13 protein-coding genes and 1 tRNA gene are annotated in these 14,438 nt (G+C 70.9%); 6 read left to right on the top strand and 8 right to left on the bottom strand.

The features are described from left to right. Nucleotides 1-86 precede the first annotated feature (86 nt). The gene (locus tag ACQPZA_RS05265; RefSeq protein WP_433278861.1) at nucleotides 87-845 is read left to right on the top strand and encodes an SDR family oxidoreductase; all 759 of its coding nucleotides are present in this window, start codon (nucleotides 87-89) and stop codon (nucleotides 843-845) included. Nucleotides 846-860: 15 nt separating this feature from the next. On the opposite strand, the gene ACQPZA_RS05260 is transcribed toward ACQPZA_RS05265, so the two are convergent. Together ACQPZA_RS05260 and ACQPZA_RS05255 are read right to left on the bottom strand one after the other, a co-directional pair. Further along, complete coding sequence (locus ACQPZA_RS05260) at nucleotides 861-1,211, bottom strand: winged helix-turn-helix transcriptional regulator (RefSeq protein WP_433278859.1); 351 nt, start codon at nucleotides 1,209-1,211, stop codon at nucleotides 861-863. Further along, on the bottom strand, nucleotides 1,208-2,047 hold the full coding sequence (locus ACQPZA_RS05255; protein ID WP_433278857.1) for a CPBP family glutamic-type intramembrane protease: 840 nt from the start codon (nucleotides 2,045-2,047) through the stop codon (nucleotides 1,208-1,210). The genes ACQPZA_RS05260 and ACQPZA_RS05255 overlap by 4 nt, the downstream gene beginning before the upstream one ends. Nucleotides 2,048-2,503: 456 nt before the next feature. Here ACQPZA_RS05255 and ACQPZA_RS05250 point away from each other — a divergent pair, with 456 nt between their 5' ends. Then, on the top strand, nucleotides 2,504-3,451 hold the full coding sequence (locus ACQPZA_RS05250; RefSeq protein WP_433278855.1) for an aldo/keto reductase: 948 nt from the start codon (nucleotides 2,504-2,506) through the stop codon (nucleotides 3,449-3,451). A gap of 240 nt (nucleotides 3,452-3,691) precedes the next feature. On the opposite strand, the gene ACQPZA_RS05245 is transcribed toward ACQPZA_RS05250, so the two are convergent. Next, on the bottom strand, nucleotides 3,692-4,267 hold the full coding sequence (locus ACQPZA_RS05245; RefSeq protein WP_433278853.1) for a TetR family transcriptional regulator: 576 nt from the start codon (nucleotides 4,265-4,267) through the stop codon (nucleotides 3,692-3,694). An 84-nt stretch (nucleotides 4,268-4,351) separates the two neighbouring features. On the opposite strand from ACQPZA_RS05245, the gene ACQPZA_RS05240 reads away from it, so the two are divergent. Continuing rightward, entirely contained in the window at nucleotides 4,352-4,777 is a 426-nt protein-coding gene (locus ACQPZA_RS05240; protein ID WP_433278851.1) for a nitroreductase/quinone reductase family protein, read from the top strand. Next, nucleotides 4,774-5,532 (top strand): SDR family NAD(P)-dependent oxidoreductase, encoded by a 759-nt coding sequence (locus ACQPZA_RS05235; protein WP_433278849.1) that lies wholly within the window; start codon nucleotides 4,774-4,776, stop codon nucleotides 5,530-5,532. The genes ACQPZA_RS05240 and ACQPZA_RS05235 overlap by 4 nt, the downstream gene beginning before the upstream one ends. 160 nt (nucleotides 5,533-5,692) lie before the next feature. Here the strand turns inward: ACQPZA_RS05235 and ACQPZA_RS05230 are convergent, their stop codons facing one another. The 4 genes from ACQPZA_RS05230 to ACQPZA_RS05215 all read right to left on the bottom strand — a co-directional run bounded on the left by ACQPZA_RS05230 (nucleotide 5,693) and on the right by ACQPZA_RS05215 (nucleotide 10,984). Then, a complete protein-coding gene (locus tag ACQPZA_RS05230) occupies nucleotides 5,693-6,280 on the bottom strand; it encodes a biotin transporter BioY (protein ID WP_433278847.1) in 588 nt (195 codons plus the stop codon). A 305-nt stretch (nucleotides 6,281-6,585) separates the two neighbouring features. Continuing rightward, a tRNA-Met gene (locus tag ACQPZA_RS05225) sits at nucleotides 6,586-6,662 on the bottom strand. 132 nt (nucleotides 6,663-6,794) lie between these two features. Beyond that, nucleotides 6,795-9,770, bottom strand: coding sequence for a UPF0182 family protein (locus ACQPZA_RS05220; RefSeq protein ID WP_433278845.1), 2,976 nt, complete (start codon nucleotides 9,768-9,770; stop codon nucleotides 6,795-6,797). Between the two features lie 185 nt (nucleotides 9,771-9,955). Further along, nucleotides 9,956-10,984: a YlbL family protein gene (locus tag ACQPZA_RS05215; RefSeq protein ID WP_433278843.1), complete on the bottom strand. Its 1,029-nt coding sequence runs from the start codon at nucleotides 10,982-10,984 to the stop codon at nucleotides 9,956-9,958. A gap of 123 nt (nucleotides 10,985-11,107) precedes the next feature. On the opposite strand from ACQPZA_RS05215, the gene ACQPZA_RS05210 reads away from it, so the two are divergent. Beyond that, entirely contained in the window at nucleotides 11,108-12,622 is a 1,515-nt protein-coding gene (locus ACQPZA_RS05210; RefSeq protein WP_433278841.1) for a zinc-dependent metalloprotease, read from the top strand. A 65-nt stretch (nucleotides 12,623-12,687) separates the two neighbouring features. Here the strand turns inward: ACQPZA_RS05210 and ACQPZA_RS05205 are convergent, their stop codons facing one another. After that, nucleotides 12,688-13,248 (bottom strand): M48 metallopeptidase family protein, encoded by a 561-nt coding sequence (locus ACQPZA_RS05205; protein WP_169397719.1) that lies wholly within the window; start codon nucleotides 13,246-13,248, stop codon nucleotides 12,688-12,690. Nucleotides 13,249-13,366: 118 nt separating this feature from the next. Between ACQPZA_RS05205 and ACQPZA_RS05200 the strand changes: the two genes are divergently transcribed. Continuing rightward, entirely contained in the window at nucleotides 13,367-14,395 is a 1,029-nt protein-coding gene (locus tag ACQPZA_RS05200) for a TOMM precursor leader peptide-binding protein (RefSeq protein WP_433278839.1), read from the top strand. The last annotated feature ends 43 nt before the right edge of the window (nucleotides 14,396-14,438 follow it).

The following is a 14,438-nucleotide window of genomic DNA, read 5'->3' as shown; positions in this document are numbered from 1 at the left end:
CCTGCCAGTGGGTTCGCTTTTCCGACTCACACGTCTACAGTGACAGCGTCAAGCAAGTTCGATTTCCGTACTCACAGGAGCAGTCCATGCCATCTGTCCTGATCACCGGGGCCTCCAAGGGCATCGGCCGGGCCACCGCCGCCGAGTTCGCCGCCCGCGGCTACCGCGTCATCGCCACCGCCCGCGACCCGCGCACGCTCGAGGACCTCGACGTCGCGCAACGGCTGCGCCTCGACGTCACCAACCAGGCCAGTGTCGACGAAGCGGTCGCGGCCGCCGGGGAGGTCGACGTGCTGGTGTCCAACGCGGGCGTGATCTTCGTGGGTGCGGTCGAGGCGAGCCCGGTGGCCGAGATCGAGCGGCTGTTCACGCAGAACACCTCCGGCGCGATCCGCGTCGCGCAAGCCGTGCTGCCGCAGATGCGGGAGCGCAAGAACGGGCGGCTGCTGTTCCTCTCCAGCGTGGTGGGCCGCATCGTCCTGTCGGGCGACGCCGCCTACGCGGCCAGCAAGTGGGCACTCGAGGCGCTCGGCGAAGCCCTCGCCATCGAGACCGCCCCGTTCGGAATCCACACCACCCTGCTGGAGCCCGGTTCGGTGAGCTCAGGTGCGCTCGACGACCCGTTGGCCTACCGGCTGCCCGACGATCCCTACGCCGGCGCACTGGCCACCGATCACATGGAACGCAGCTACTCCCTCACCCCCGAGGAGGTCGCGCGCGCCGTCGCCGACGCCGCGGAACTCGACGCGCCGCCGCTGCGCCTGCCGATCGGCGCCACCGCCACCGCGCTCCTCGCCGCCCGCAAGGCCGCGCCCGAGAACGTCGCCTTCGTCCCTGGTTCGTGAGCGCGGCCGTCCCGCTCAGGAGGTGCGGCGCAGTGGGGTGGCGTGGCGTTCGCCCCATTCCCGCAGGGAGCGCAGGACGGGTGCGAGGTCCCGGCCCGCGGCGGTGAGCAGGTACTCGTCGCGGGGCGGGTGCTTCGAGTACTGGCGGCGCTCGATGAGCCCGGCGTCTTCGAGCTTGCGCAGCCGCAGCGCGAGGGTCTCGCGGGGAGCGCCGGTGTTGGTCTGGATGTCGTTGAACCGATGGACCCCGAAGCCCAGCTCACGCAGTACGAGCAGGCTCCAGCGCTCGCCGACGAACTTGAGCGCGTCGGCGATGGAGCAGACCCGCGGCGCCCCCAGATTCGTCGGTTCGCTATCCAGACTCACCCGGCCATGGTAGCGCGGCGAGCGGAGGCCGGACCCGGCCCGACCCGCAGCAGAAGTGCGGCGATCACCAGGACCGCCCCGAGGTAGCAGGCACCGACGGCGACCGACGGGGCGGCGAAGATCAGGGTCAGCGCGATGTTGCCGCTCATGTGCATGAGCACGGCGGCCGGCACGCCGCCCCGCAGCCGTTCGGACACGAACCAGTACCCGACCGACAGCGGGAGCATCGCAGCGAAGAACCCCAGTGCCACGGGGGTGAACAGGCCCATCTGCGACTGCACGGTCCCGACCAGCAGGAACAGCGGCACGTGCCACAGAGCCCAGAGCGTGCCCAGCACCGCGGCGGTCCGGGCCGGAGTGAGCCGGCGGCGCAGCCGCGGCTGCAGGTACCCGCGCCAGCCGAACTCCTCGGCCAGCGGGCCTGCGACGAGATGCAGGGCCAGGTACGGCAGCAGCCCGCCGGCACCGGCCACCGCCACGAGGAGCACCCCCGGGTCGGCCGCCGCGGCCCCGAACAGCGGCGCCGCGCTGACCGCGACAACCGCGGGCCCGGCACCCAGCAGCACGGCCGCCGGCAGCCACCCGGCCGCCGCTGCCCACTGCGCCTGCCGCCCGCCCGGTCGTCCGGACAGCCGCAGGATCCCGGCGGAGAGGCTCGGACCGAGGGCGCCGAGCACGTAACAGGCGAAGACGGCCGGGTCGGCGATGTTCCCGCCCAGGACGAGGGCGACCGCCCAGAGCCCCCAGCTGATGGTGAACGTCAGCGCAACGAACGGGGCGACGTCGCGGACCAGGGACCGGGAGTCCTCGACCCCGCGGGTCGGGCGCGTGATCATGCCGGGCAGTCAATCGCGGCCCGCCCGGAGGGACACGCCTGTGCGCCTCCGGGCCGAGGTGGGGAGAACCCCACCGGCCCGGGAGTCGACGGGCCGGTGGTGCCATCCTGACGGCCACCGTCCGACGAGGGTGTCGACGCACGTGCACTGAGAGCCTGAGGTCTCCATGAAGACGGATGACGACGCGGCACCCGGGCCGTGCCGCTGCCCCCGGCTCCCGCCGGACGTGCCGGACGATGCCCGGCAGGCTTACTGGGCGTGCCTCGACCGGGGCCGGCACGACTGGATCTACGACGGCTTCACCTGCTGCCTGGAGGCGCCGCGGAACTGGCGGCAGGTTTGTCACTGTGGCGCACAGCGCTGGACGGAGGCGCCTCCGACTCGTACTCCCCGGCTCGATCGGCTGAGAGCTGAGATGAGCACCGTCCCCAGCCTCGCGACGGGATAGATCAGGCGGTGGCGGGCGGATCCACTCGACGACTGGACCTGAAGTCCGGTTCAGGCCCTACCGTTCGGTTCGTGACCAGCAGCAGAACGGCTCTCGGCGCCATCAACCTGGGCCATCAAGGGTTCGGCGCGATGCGCCTACGCGTGACCGACTCGGCGGATCCCGACCGGGACCCTTTCCGCGTCATCGATGCCGCGCTCGACGCAGGCGTCCGGATGATCGACACCGCCGACGCCTACCAGAACGAGGACCTCGTCGGCCGCGCGATCGCCCGGTGCAGGGATGATGTGGTCCTCGCGAGCAAGTTCGGTCTGGTATGGCACGACGACGTCGCGGAGGGCTTCGACGTCCGGGCCGACGCCGAGTACGTACGCCAGGCATGCGAAGCCAGCCTCCGGCGCCTCCGGACCGATCGCATCGACCTCTACTACCTGCACCATCGCAGCGACACGGTCCCCATCGAGGAGACGATCGTCGCCATGACCGGCCTGCTCGACGCGGGCAAGATCGGTGCCATCGGCCTCTCGAACGTGACGGCCGAGGACCTGAAGCGTGCCCATGCCGTCCACCCGGTCACCGCGCTCCAGGAACAGTGGTCGTTGTCCGCACGCAGCATCGAAAGCACACTCGCCCAGACCGCGGCAGCCCTCGGCATCACCATCGTCGCGCACTCACCGACCAGCCACGGCGCGCTGCACGAGCCGAGGGGCCACGTCCGGACGGACGACGCGAAGCAGGAGACCCTGCGTGAGATCGCCGCGGCTCACGAGGCATCCGTCGGACAGATCGCGCTCGCCTGGGTTCACAGCCGCGGCCCCTCATACGGCGCCGACGTGGTGCCCCTCCCCGGCACAACCCGGGTCGGTCACGCTCGGGCGAACATCGCGGCGGCATCGATCAACCTGGCGCCCGCCGAGCTGACCCGGCTCGACAACGCGTGGTCGATGACGACCTGACCCAGAGAGCAGTGGACGCGCCGGGGAGCTCATCGGCCGGCCGACCGAGGTTTAGTGCCCAGGACCTGAAAACGCCCCCGGACTGATGTCCGCGGGCCACTTCCGCTGGTAGTGGGGGTAGTACTCGAACCTACGGTGGTCCTGCGACAGGGGGTACCGACGACCAGCTCGCCGGGTCCGTCGCTGCATACGCGAGACCGGCCTCGCAGGTTCAGCAAGGCGCCCCTCGCAACTGCGGCCCTATCCGTGTTCCGTCTGGCCTTCCACCATTCTTCGGATGGCCGTCACCAGTGCCGCTCGATGCGCGGCGATGCGCACGTCGTCGGAGGGGTCTGAGCCGTCCGCAGAGAGCAGCCCGACCGGTGTGAGATACCACGCCTGGGCGACGGCGTAGATGATCGTGAGCAGGTCGACTGCGGGGAGGGGTGAGCTGACGGCATCTGCGACCTGTGCCGTCTTGGCCAGGTAGCTCTCCATGGGTTCGGATGCCGCCTGAGGGCGTTCGAGTTGAGCCCACAAGCTGATGCGCATCGCTGCCGGCGCACGCCCGTGGTAGTCGAACAGCCTGCCTGCCCAGCCCGGCAGGTCCTCTGTCGTCGGCGGCACGGCCGCGGCCATGGAGCGGACGGAATCGACGAGCGCGGCGTCGAACAGCGAGTCCTTGCTGCCGAAGTAGGCATAGATCATCCGGATGTTCGTCCCCGCCCGTCGGGCGACGCGTTCGACACGGGCACCGGCGAAGCCGTGCGCGGCGAACTCGCCGACCGCGGCGTCGAGGATCCGGGCCTTCGTCGCTTCCGGGTTTCTGGCGGGCAAGGGGGACCTCCTGGTCAGTCACGTTGACAAGGGTTCACGATGACCCTAGCTTGTAAGTAATCAATTACTTACATTGGAGCGGTCATGGACACGTCGATACAGAACGCGCTGGCGATCACCCCAGCGTCTCGCGCGCGGGAACGCACGATCGACATCACGACGACCGGTGCCCGAACCGGCAGGCACCACCGGATCGAGGTGTGGTTCTACCGGGCTGATGGCGAGATCTACCTGTCGACCCAGCCGGCACGCCGCGACTGGTACGCGAACATCGTGAAGAACCCCGGCTTCACCTTCCATCTGAAGCATGGAGTGCGCGCCGACCTGGATGCGGTGGGAACACCGATCCGCGACGCCGCGCATCGGACGAGGGTCTTCCGCGCGATCATCGCCGACCTCGACCAGGCCTGGAATCCCGCCGGGATCCCCCAGCCGGTCGAGCCGCTGGAGCAGTGGATGGCAGGCAGCCCGCTCGTCCACGTCACGTTCACGAAGGAAGCCCTGACATGACCGACCCCCGCGTCGCCGTGATCACCGGCGGCAACCGAGGCCTGGGCCGCAGCGCCGCACGGTCCCTCGCCGCTGCCGGATACCGCATCGTGGTCACCCACCGTCCGGGCGGTGAGGCCACGGACACGGCTCGGCTCATCGAAGCCGCAGGCGGGGACGTCATGACCATGCCGCTCGACATCAGCGACGTCTCCGCCTTCTCCGCATTCGTCTCCGACCTGGAGCAGGGCTTGACCGCCCGCTGGGGAGCGAGCCGGCTCGACGTGCTGGTCAACAACGCAGGCATCGGGCTGTTCGACCCGCTGACAGAGGTCACACCCGAACGATTCGACCTGCTGGTCGGCACCAACTTCCGCGGCACCTTCTTCCTGATCCAGGCACTCGTGCCACTCATGGGCGACGGCAGCCGGATCGTGAACATCTCGACGTCCCTGACCCGGCACGTGAGCCCCGGAACGTCGATCTACACGGCAGCGAAATCCGCCGTCGAAGCCCTCACCCGCACCCTCGCCGTGGAACTCGGACCCCGCGGAATCCGCATCAACACCGTCGCCCCCGGACCCACCGCAACCGACTTCAACGGCGGCGCGATGCGAGACAACGCCGAACTACGCGGCTACCTGGCCACACAGACCGCTCTCGGACGGGTCGGTCGGCCCGAGGAGATCGGGGACGCGATCGCCGCCCTCGTCTCCGACCAGATGCGCTGGGTCACCGCAGAACGCCTCGAAGTCTCCGGGGGCGCCCTCCTCTGAACACCAGCAGCACTCCCGCCTGCTGGCTGCGGCGTCAGCCTGGCACCGCCCCCCGACACTGACGGCATCCCGTGCCGCAAGGAGATCATCACCCATGCCGCACTCCCCTGACCTCCGAGCGGTGCGGGTTCGGGCGGAGCCCGAGAGGTGCCTTTCCTGGCTAGTCCCGCTCGGCCCGATGGACGAGATGCCATGCGGTGGGCAGGAGCCCGGCGGCAACCGCGATCTTGATCGCGTCACCGATCAGGAAGGGGAGGACACCGAGCGCGAGCGCCTGCCCGAACCCGATTCCGACGGTAACCATCAGCCACGGCACGCCGACCGCGTAGATCGCGAGGTTTCCGACGATCATGATGCCCACCGTACGGGTCGGGGTGCGGTCTCCTCCCCGACGAGCGAGGTCACCGACGAGCACCGCGGCCAGGAGGAAACCGACGATGTAGCCGAAGCTGGCGCCGCCCCATCCAGAGGTGTGCTGGGTGAACCACGGAAGCCCCGCGACGCCGGCAGCCAGGTAGACACCCATCCCGAGCAGGCCGCGGGCAGGTCCGATCACCGCGCCGGCAAGCAGCACGGCGAAGGTCTGCCCACTCAGGGGCACCGGGGTGAACCCGAGGGGGATCGCCACCTGTGCGGACAAGCCGACGAAGACCGCCGAGCCCACCACCAGGGCGAGGTCACGGACGCCGCCGCCGGGCAGCACGTCGGCTAGTACTCTTCTCGGGCCTGCGATTCCGATGCTGGTCATGCGGTCCCCCGTCGACGATGAATGTCGATCATGACGCTAAACGCTTCGAGGGCGTGGATCCAGAGGCCGGACGTTGCGTACCGCTGCTCAGCCTGCAGTCGGCGGGGCCACGAGCAGATCAGCGGTAGCCAGTCGGCCGGTCGGGATAGCCTGCCGCCGCCGAGCTCATCAGCCAGTTGATCGAGCGGGCCGTCACCGGCCCCGAGGACCCCGCTCCGGAGGCCTACCGACCGAGGCCTACTACGATCCTTGCTACCGCGGGCATGAAAACGGCCCCCGGACTGATGTCCGGGGGCCGTTTCCGCTGGTAGCGGGGGTAGGATTCGAACCTACGACCTCTGGGTTATGAGCCCAGCGAGCTACCGAGCTGCTCCACCCCGCGTTGCCATGTTGCTGTCTTGCTGTTGAAGACATTACACCCCTCCGAAACCTGCCTGCAGCGGGGGGTCCCCCTAACGGCCACCGCCCCGCTGACCTGGTCAGGTCGGCGGGGCGGTGGCGTTCGGGCCGTGAATCAGCCGCCGGGACCAGGCGGTGGTGGCGTCGGCGTCGAGCCGGCGGCCGCCTGCGCCTGCTGGAACTGCTGGACCGCCGAGTCCAGCTGCTGGAGCGCCTGGCCCTGCGCCGCGAAGTCACCACTCTGGTTCGCGGCGCGGAGCTGGGTGATCGCGCTCTGGATCGCCGCCGCTGCTGCGGCGACCTGGGGACTGGCCGCTGGCGCGGCGGCCCCACCGGCTGCCGGCGGCGCATTCCCCGGCTGTGGCGTGCCGGCTGGTGCTCCCCCGGCCGGAGGCGCTACCGCCGCCCCGGCCCCAGCCCCGAACACCTGATCGAGCGCCACGGACAGGTTCGCGTCGTAGCCGACCCGCCCGTTGTAGGACACCAGCACTCTCGCCAGCTGTGGATAGCTCGACTGCTGGTTGGCGCGCTCGATGTATACCGGTTCGACGAAGAGCAGTCCGCCGGCCACGGGCAGGGTGAGCAGGTTGCCGTACTCGACGGTGCTCTGCCCACCCCTCGATAGCAGTCCTAGGTCCTGGCTGACGTTGGGTGAACCGACGAACTGGGTCTGCACCTGTTGCGGGCCTAGCGTCTGGGTGTCCGGTGGTAGCTGGAGCACCGTGATCTTGCCGTAGTTGGCCGGATCGGAGCTCGCCGTGACGTAGGCCGAGAGGATGTCCCGGTTGCGGAACACCAGCGCGCTGGTCAGCTGGAAGGTGGGCGTGGTGCCCTCCTGGCCCGCGGCCCCTGGTTCACCCGCCAGGATGTAGTACGGCGGCTGTGGTGCGCCGCCTGCTCCGCCACCGCCCGGCACCGTCGGGTCGGACGGCACGTCCCAGAAGGACACGTTGCCGTAGAACTCCAGCGGGTTGTCCACGTGGTAGCGCGTGAGTAGCTCGCGCTGCACCTTGAACTGGTCCTCCGGATACCGGAAGTGCGCTCTCAGGTCCGGACTGATGGCCGACGCCGGCTGCACGGTGCCCGGGAAGGTCTTCATCCAGGTCTTCAGCACCGGATCGGACTCGTCGAACGCGTACAGCGTGACCGTGCCGTCGTAGGCGTCGACGGTGGCCTTGACGGAGTTGCGGAGGTAGCTGATGTCCTTGTCCTGCTGCGCCCGCTGCAACGGCTGCAGTGCGTCGGCCGTGGCCTGCCCCAGGCCCATCCGCTCGGCGTAGGGGTAGTTCTGCAGCGTCGTGTAGCCGTCGACGATCCACTCGATCCGCCCGTTGACCACCGCGGGGTACGGGTCGGTGTCCGTGGTGAGCCACGGCGCCACCGCCTGCACCCGGTCACGCGGGTCGCGGACGTACATGATCTTCGAGTCGGCGTTGATCGAGTTGTTGAACAGGATGTTGCGCTCGCCGTAGAACAGCGAGAACACGAGCCGGTTGACGATGTTGCCCAGCGGCACACCGCCCTTGCCCGTGTAGGTGTAGCTCTGCGTGTCGGAGTCGTACTCCCGCGGGGTGGCACCCGGCTCTGCGCCGACGATCGAGTACCCGTCGATCAGCTCGCCGTAGTACACCCGCGGCTCGGTGACGCGCAGGCTCGGCGGCAACGACGGCGAGTTCGAGTTGCTGATGTCGATGCTGGTGAAGTTGGGCAGGCCGCCCTGGCCACCCGCCTCGTCCAGCACCGCGTTCACCTGGTTGGCCGGAGCCACCACGATCCCGTTGCCGTGCGTGTAGACCAGCCGCCGGTTGATCCAGTCGGTCTGGTTGCCGGTGAGGCCCGCGCTGTTCAGCTCGCGCAGGGCGACGATGTAGTCCTGGATCTTCCCGTTGATGTTGTACCGGTCGATGTCGAGCTTCTGCGGGAAGCCGTAGAACGTACGCCGCTGCTGGAGCTGCGTGAACGTGTCGCCGACCTTGGCCGGGTCGAGCAGGCGGATGTTCGGCACCGTGGCGGTGTCGTTGCGGACCGCGGCGGGCGTGGCCTCCGACGTGCCGCTGTAGGGCACCTCGGTGACCTTGTCGTCCGTGAGCCCGAACGCCTGCCGGGTGGCCGCGATGTTGCGTTCGATCGGCACCGACTCACGCTCGTTGGCGTTGGGCGACACCACGAACTGCTGCAGCACCTGCGGCCACGCCGCACCGATCAGCACGCTGGACAGGACCAGAAGCACCGTGGCGATCGCGGGCAGCTGCAGGTTGCGCCGGAACACCGCCGCGAAGAACGCCGCGGCACAGATGATCGAGATGAACAGCAGGATCAGCTTGGCGGGCATCACCGCGTTGAGGTCGGTGTAGGTGGCACCGGTGAAGATGTCACTGCGGTTGCTGAACAGCAGCTCGTAGCGGTCGAAGTAGTACGCCACCGCCTTGAGCAGCACGAACACCCCGGCGAGGATCGCCAGCTGGGCGCGCGCAGCGGCCGAGACCTGGCCCGAGCGCCCGCTGAGCCGGATCCCGCCGAAGATGTAGTGGGTGATCAGCGAGACCACGAAGCAGATGGCCACCGCGACGAACAGCCAGTCCAGCACGTACCGGTAGAACGGCAGCTGGAACGCGTAGAAGCCCACGTCGATGCCGAACTCGGGGTCGGTGACCCCGAACGGCGTGGAGTTGAGGAACTGCTGGACGGTCTGCCAGTCGCCCTGCGCCGCGAGACCCGCGATGACCCCGATGATCAGCGGGATACCGATGGCGAAGAGCCGCAGCCGCTGGATGATCACCGTGCGGTAGCGCGCTATCGGGTCCTCCGGCCCGGTGACGGGCACGAAGACCGGGCGCGAGCGGTAGGCGATCCACAGCGACAGCGCCACCAGGCCGCCGATCAGCAGCGCGGCGACCAGGAACTGGACGATCTGGGTGAACAGGACCGTCGCGAAGACGCCCCGGTAACCGACCTCCCCGAACCACAGCCAGTCGACATAGAAGTTGATGAGGCGCGAGCCGCCGAGGAGTAGCAGCACCACGATTCCCGCAAGGATGAGCAGGATCCGGGTACGGCGGCTCAACGTCGGTGCTCCCACCGGGGGCCGCATGGCCACAGGGCACACTCCAGTCTTCGCGGGGTCGGGCGCCGGGCGCGGGCAACGGGTCGGTCCGGTGCCGCGGCGACCTGCCCGATCGCCTCCTGCAGCCGGCCCGTCGATGCGCCCTGCTCATCCAACTCTACGGAGGGGGTGTGGGGTTCCCGTGGGGGCCTCAAATGTCCGAGTCGCCCGATTCAGGCAGCAGGTGAGCAGGAAACCGGCGTCCGGCCGGCTGAGAGCGCATCGAGGCCGGTGAGAGCGTCCTGCAGGTTCGCGACGCGCACGAGCTCCAACCCGGCTGGCGCGTTCGCGGCGGCCTCTGCGCAGTTGTCGGCCGGGACGAGGAACACGGTGGCCCCCGCGTCCCGCGCCGCGCGCATCTTGAACGGGATGCCGCCGATCGGACCGACCTGGCCGTCCGGCGCGATCGTTCCGGTGCCGGCGACGAACCGCCCGTCGGCGAGGTTGCCGGGAGTCAGCTTGTCGATCACGGCCAGCGCGAACATGAGGCCGGCCGACGGACCGCCGATGTCACCCAGGCTGATCCTGATGTCGCCCGCCTGCGGCTCGATGCCGGGGCGGACGCCGAGCAGCCCCTGCGGCCGGTCGGGGCTCGAGCCGAGCACGACGTCGGCGTCACGCTGCTGGCCCGCCCGGCGGTAGGTGATCGTGACCGACTGCCCCGGCTTCGTCGACGCAAGTGCGCTCGACACGGCGGCAGGCGAGTCGACGGCCTGCCCCGACACCGCGACGATCTCGTCGCCGACCTCCAGCCGGCCCTGGGCAGGCGAGTCGGGCACCAGATCGCCCACCACCACGCGCGTGGGCACCCGCAGCTCGGTCAGTGCGGCGACCTCGGCGTTCGCCTCCGAGGCCGCGAACTGCTCGGTGTTCTCCTGCTGGACCTGCTCGTCGGTCTTCTCCGGGGGGAAGACGTCGCTGCGCGGCACCACCTGGCGGTCACCCGCGGCCCACAGGCCCAGCGTCGAGAACAGCGTGAGGCGGTCGGTCACCGAGACCGTGGTCATGTTCAGGTGCCCGGACGTCGGGAAGACCTGGAGGCCGTCGACGGCCACGACCGGCTTCCCGTCGACGTCACCGAGCGTGTCGTACGTGGGCCCCGGACCCAGTGCCACCATCGGTACCGGCACTGCCGCGGCGAGCACGCCGAGCGCCAGTGCGAGCATGCCTGCGACGACGAGCGTCCACGTCCGGCGGTTCACGATCTCACAGCCTATGTGGACCGCCTGCGACGCCCTCGAACGGTCGGCACGAGGCACCACGGGCAGCAGTTTTACTGCCGAGCGCGAACACCTGAGCAGGGCGGACCCGCGTACCGTAGTGATATGAGCGATACCCCGTTCGGATTCGGGCCGTCCGACCGAGACCGCGACCGCGACGACGAGAACGACCGCGGGCGCGAGCCCGATCGCCCGGGCAACGGGCCGCAGGATCCGTTCGGCTTCGGCAACCTGCCGGGCATGCCCCCCGGCGGGTTCCCCGGCCTGCCGGGCATGCCGGGTATGCCCGGAGGCGCGGGTGGGTTCGACGTCAGCCAGCTGGGGCAGATGCTCACCCAGCTCGGGCAGATGCTCAGCCAGGCGCAGAACACGGGCGGCGGCCCCGTCAACTACGACCTCGCGGCGCAGCTCGCCCAGCAGCGCCTCGCCGCCACCACGTCCTCGCTCACGGGGGCGCAGCGCGCCGCGGTGAGTGACGCGGTGAAGCTCGCCGAGCTCTGGCTCGACGCCGCCACCGACTTCCCCGCCGGTGCCGTGGAGACCAAGGCCTGGTCGGCGAGTGAGTGGGTCACCGCCAGCATGCCCACCTGGAAGCGGCTGTGTGACCCGGTCGCCCAGCGGGTCTCCGTGTCGTGGGTGGACGCCGTGCCCGAGGAGGCACGCGCCGCCGCAGGCCCGATGCTGGCGATGCTCGGCCAGATGGGCGGGCTCGCCTTCGGCAGCCAGCTGGGCGGCGGCCTGGCCCAGCTCGCCGCGGAGGTGCTCACCTCCACCGACATCGGCGTGCCGGTCGGTCCCGACCGGGTGGCGGCGCTGCTGCCGGAGAACATCGAGAAGTTCACCAAGGACCTCGACCGGCCCGCCAGCGAGGTGATGATCTACCTGGCCGCGCGCGAGGCGGCGCACCACCGGTTGTTCGCCCACGTCGGCTGGCTCAAGGAGCGGCTGCTCGGCACCGTCGAGGAGTACGCACGCGGCATCCGGGTCGACACCTCCCGGATCGAGGAGCTCGCCCGCGGCATCGACCCGTCCAACCCGGCCGCCATCGAGGAGGCCATGCAGTCGGGCATGTTCGAGCCCGAGACCACCCCGGAGCAGGAGGCGGCGCTCGCCCGCCTCGAGACCCTGCTCGCCCTGATCGAGGGCTGGGTCGACGCCGTGGTCGCCGACGCGGTGGGCGACCGCCTTCCGGGGGCGGAGGCCCTGCGGGAGACCCTGCGCCGCCGCCGCGCCTCCGGCGGCCCCGCCGAGCAGACCTTCGCCACGGTGGTCGGCCTCGAGCTGCGGCCGCGCCGGCTACGCGCCGCCGCGGAGCTCTGGCGACTGCTCGGTGAGCAGCGCGGCACCGCGGGCCGCGACGCACTCTGGGCCCACCCGGACCTGATCCCGTCGGCCGACGACCTCGACGACCCGGCCGGGTTCGTCGGGCGGGACGAGATCGGCGACCCGATCGCGGAGCTGGAGAAGCTGGCGGGCAAGGCTGCCGCCGACGACCCCGAGAAGGGGCGCAGCGACAGCACCGACACCCCGAAGTCCGAGGGACCGGAGTCCGGCGAGCCGAAGTCCGACGGTCCGGAGTCCGACGGACCCGAGTCCGACGGGCCGAGGCCCACCGCCTGATCCGCGGACCGGCACCTGGGAACACCGGCAGCCCGGCACCGCGGTCGGCGGTGCCGGGCGGCTCGTCAGCCCGCCTCGGCGTCGGGCTCGTCGCCGTCGATGCCCACCAGGCCGAGGCCGGCGGCGGCGGAGAGCCCCTCGAGGTAGCCCATGGCGCGCTCAGCGCGCGGGTAGCGGTGCACCCACGTCCAGAACCGGTCGTCGTGCCCGGGCTCCAGCAGGTGGGTGAGCTCGTGGATCAGCACGTAGTCGACCACCCAGCCGGGGACGTCACGCAGCCGGTCGCTGATCCGGATCGTGGCATCGGCAGGCGTGCACGACGCCCAGCGCGTGCGCATCGGGGCCACCCAGCGCACGGTGCTCGGCTCCGCGCGACCGTCGAGGTAACGGCGGGACAGCTCCATGCTGCGACGGCGCAGCTCGTCGTCGCCCTTGCGGGCGGGTGAGCGGCGGCGGGCCTCGCTGCGTTCCAGCCGGCGCACCATCTCGTCGACCCAGCGCCGTTCCTCGGAGTCGCTCATCCACCCCGGGATGAACACGATCACCGTGTCGCCCTCGCGCCGGGCACTGACCATGCGCCGGCGGCGGTCACTGCGCCGGACCTCAACGACCGCGGGCTGCGCCATCACTCCAGCCTAAGCCCCGGGCCTGGGCGCCGGGGCGACTCCCGGAGTTGTCCACAGCCGAGCTCGGGTCTGTGGACAGCCGGATGCAGCAGTCCCGGCCACGGCGCACCATCGGCCGATGCCGACCGCAGCGCGCCCCTCCCCACCGGTGATGCTCCGCCTGTCCCCGCACCGGTCGGTGCTCCGGCTGGGCCCCCGAGCCCGGCTGCTCGGCCTCGACCCGGCGACAGCCGTCGCCGTCGACGACCTCCCGCCCGCGCTGGCGGCGATGCTCGACGAGCTGGACGGCCCGGTGGGCCACGCCGAGCTCGTCGCCAGGGCGGTGCATCGCGGGGTGGAGGCGGCCGAGGCGGACGCGCTGGTGTGCGAGCTCGTCGCGGCCGGGGCCCTGGTCGACGCCACGGCGCTGGACCGGACGACCCGGAACCGGGCCACCAGCACCGTCGTCGTCACCGGTTGCGGGCCGCTGTCGGTCGGCGTCGTGGTCGGTCTCGCACAGGCCGGGGTCGGCGCGGTGCACGTCGAGACCTCGGGCCCGGTGCTCGCGGCCGACCTGGGCACGGGGTTCCTCGACACCGACCGCGGCCACGACCGGCTCGCCGCCACGCGGGCGGCGGTGCGCCGGCTCTGCCCCGGCGTCACCACCGGGCCGCCACCGCAGCGGCTGGTGCCCGACCTGGTCGTGCTCGCCGATGCTCTCGCCCCCGAGCCCGAACGGGTCACGGAGCTGCACGCGGGCGGCACCGCCCACCTCTCCACCCGGATGCGCGACGGCATCGGCGTCGTCGGGCCGCTCGTCCTGCCCGGTCGCACGGCCTGTCTCGGCTGCCTCGACCTGCTGCGCAGCGCCCACGACCCCGGCTGGCCCACCGTCGCCGCGCAGCTCGTGGGCAGGGCGGGCCGCGGTGATCCGGCGGCGGTCCGCGCCACCGCCGCACTCGCCGCCGCGCAGGTTCTCGCCGCGCTCGACGCCACCGCGGGCGGCGGGCCGCCACCCCCCACCCTCGACACCACGATCGAGCTCGACGTCGTCGCCGGCACGCTGGTGCGGCGCACCTGGTCACCCCAGCCCGGCTGCGGGTGCGGGGCGAGCAGCGAGCGGGTGCCGCCACCTCGGCGAACTCCTCCCGACTCGGCTCGCGCGTGATCCTGAAGCAGGCCTCCTTGCCCGTCGAGCAGCCGGTGCGGGC

This window comes from Pseudonocardia xinjiangensis, assembly GCF_050948425.1.
Lineage (GTDB): Bacteria > Actinomycetota > Actinomycetes > Mycobacteriales > Pseudonocardiaceae > Pseudonocardia > Pseudonocardia xinjiangensis.
This window is presented reverse-complemented; position numbering and strand designations above follow the sequence as displayed.

Excerpts from the sequence above, each read along its gene's own strand:
- ACQPZA_RS05235 (WP_433278849.1), top strand. The coding sequence starts at position 4,774 with ATGACCGACCCCCGCGTCGCCGTGATCACCGGCGGCAACCGAGGCCTG.
- ACQPZA_RS05255 (WP_433278857.1), bottom strand. The coding sequence starts at position 2,047 with ATGATCACGCGCCCGACCCGCGGGGTCGAGGACTCCCGGTCCCTGGTC.
- ACQPZA_RS05205 (WP_169397719.1), bottom strand. The coding sequence starts at position 13,248 with ATGGCGCAGCCCGCGGTCGTTGAGGTCCGGCGCAGTGACCGCCGCCGG.
- ACQPZA_RS05210 (WP_433278841.1), top strand. The coding sequence starts at position 11,108 with ATGAGCGATACCCCGTTCGGATTCGGGCCGTCCGACCGAGACCGCGAC.
- ACQPZA_RS05220 (WP_433278845.1), bottom strand. The coding sequence starts at position 9,770 with ATGCGGCCCCCGGTGGGAGCACCGACGTTGAGCCGCCGTACCCGGATC.
- ACQPZA_RS05265 (WP_433278861.1), top strand. The coding sequence starts at position 87 with ATGCCATCTGTCCTGATCACCGGGGCCTCCAAGGGCATCGGCCGGGCC.
- ACQPZA_RS05200 (WP_433278839.1), top strand. The coding sequence starts at position 13,367 with ATGCCGACCGCAGCGCGCCCCTCCCCACCGGTGATGCTCCGCCTGTCC.
- ACQPZA_RS05240 (WP_433278851.1), top strand. The coding sequence starts at position 4,352 with ATGGACACGTCGATACAGAACGCGCTGGCGATCACCCCAGCGTCTCGC.
- ACQPZA_RS05230 (WP_433278847.1), bottom strand. The coding sequence starts at position 6,280 with ATGACCAGCATCGGAATCGCAGGCCCGAGAAGAGTACTAGCCGACGTG.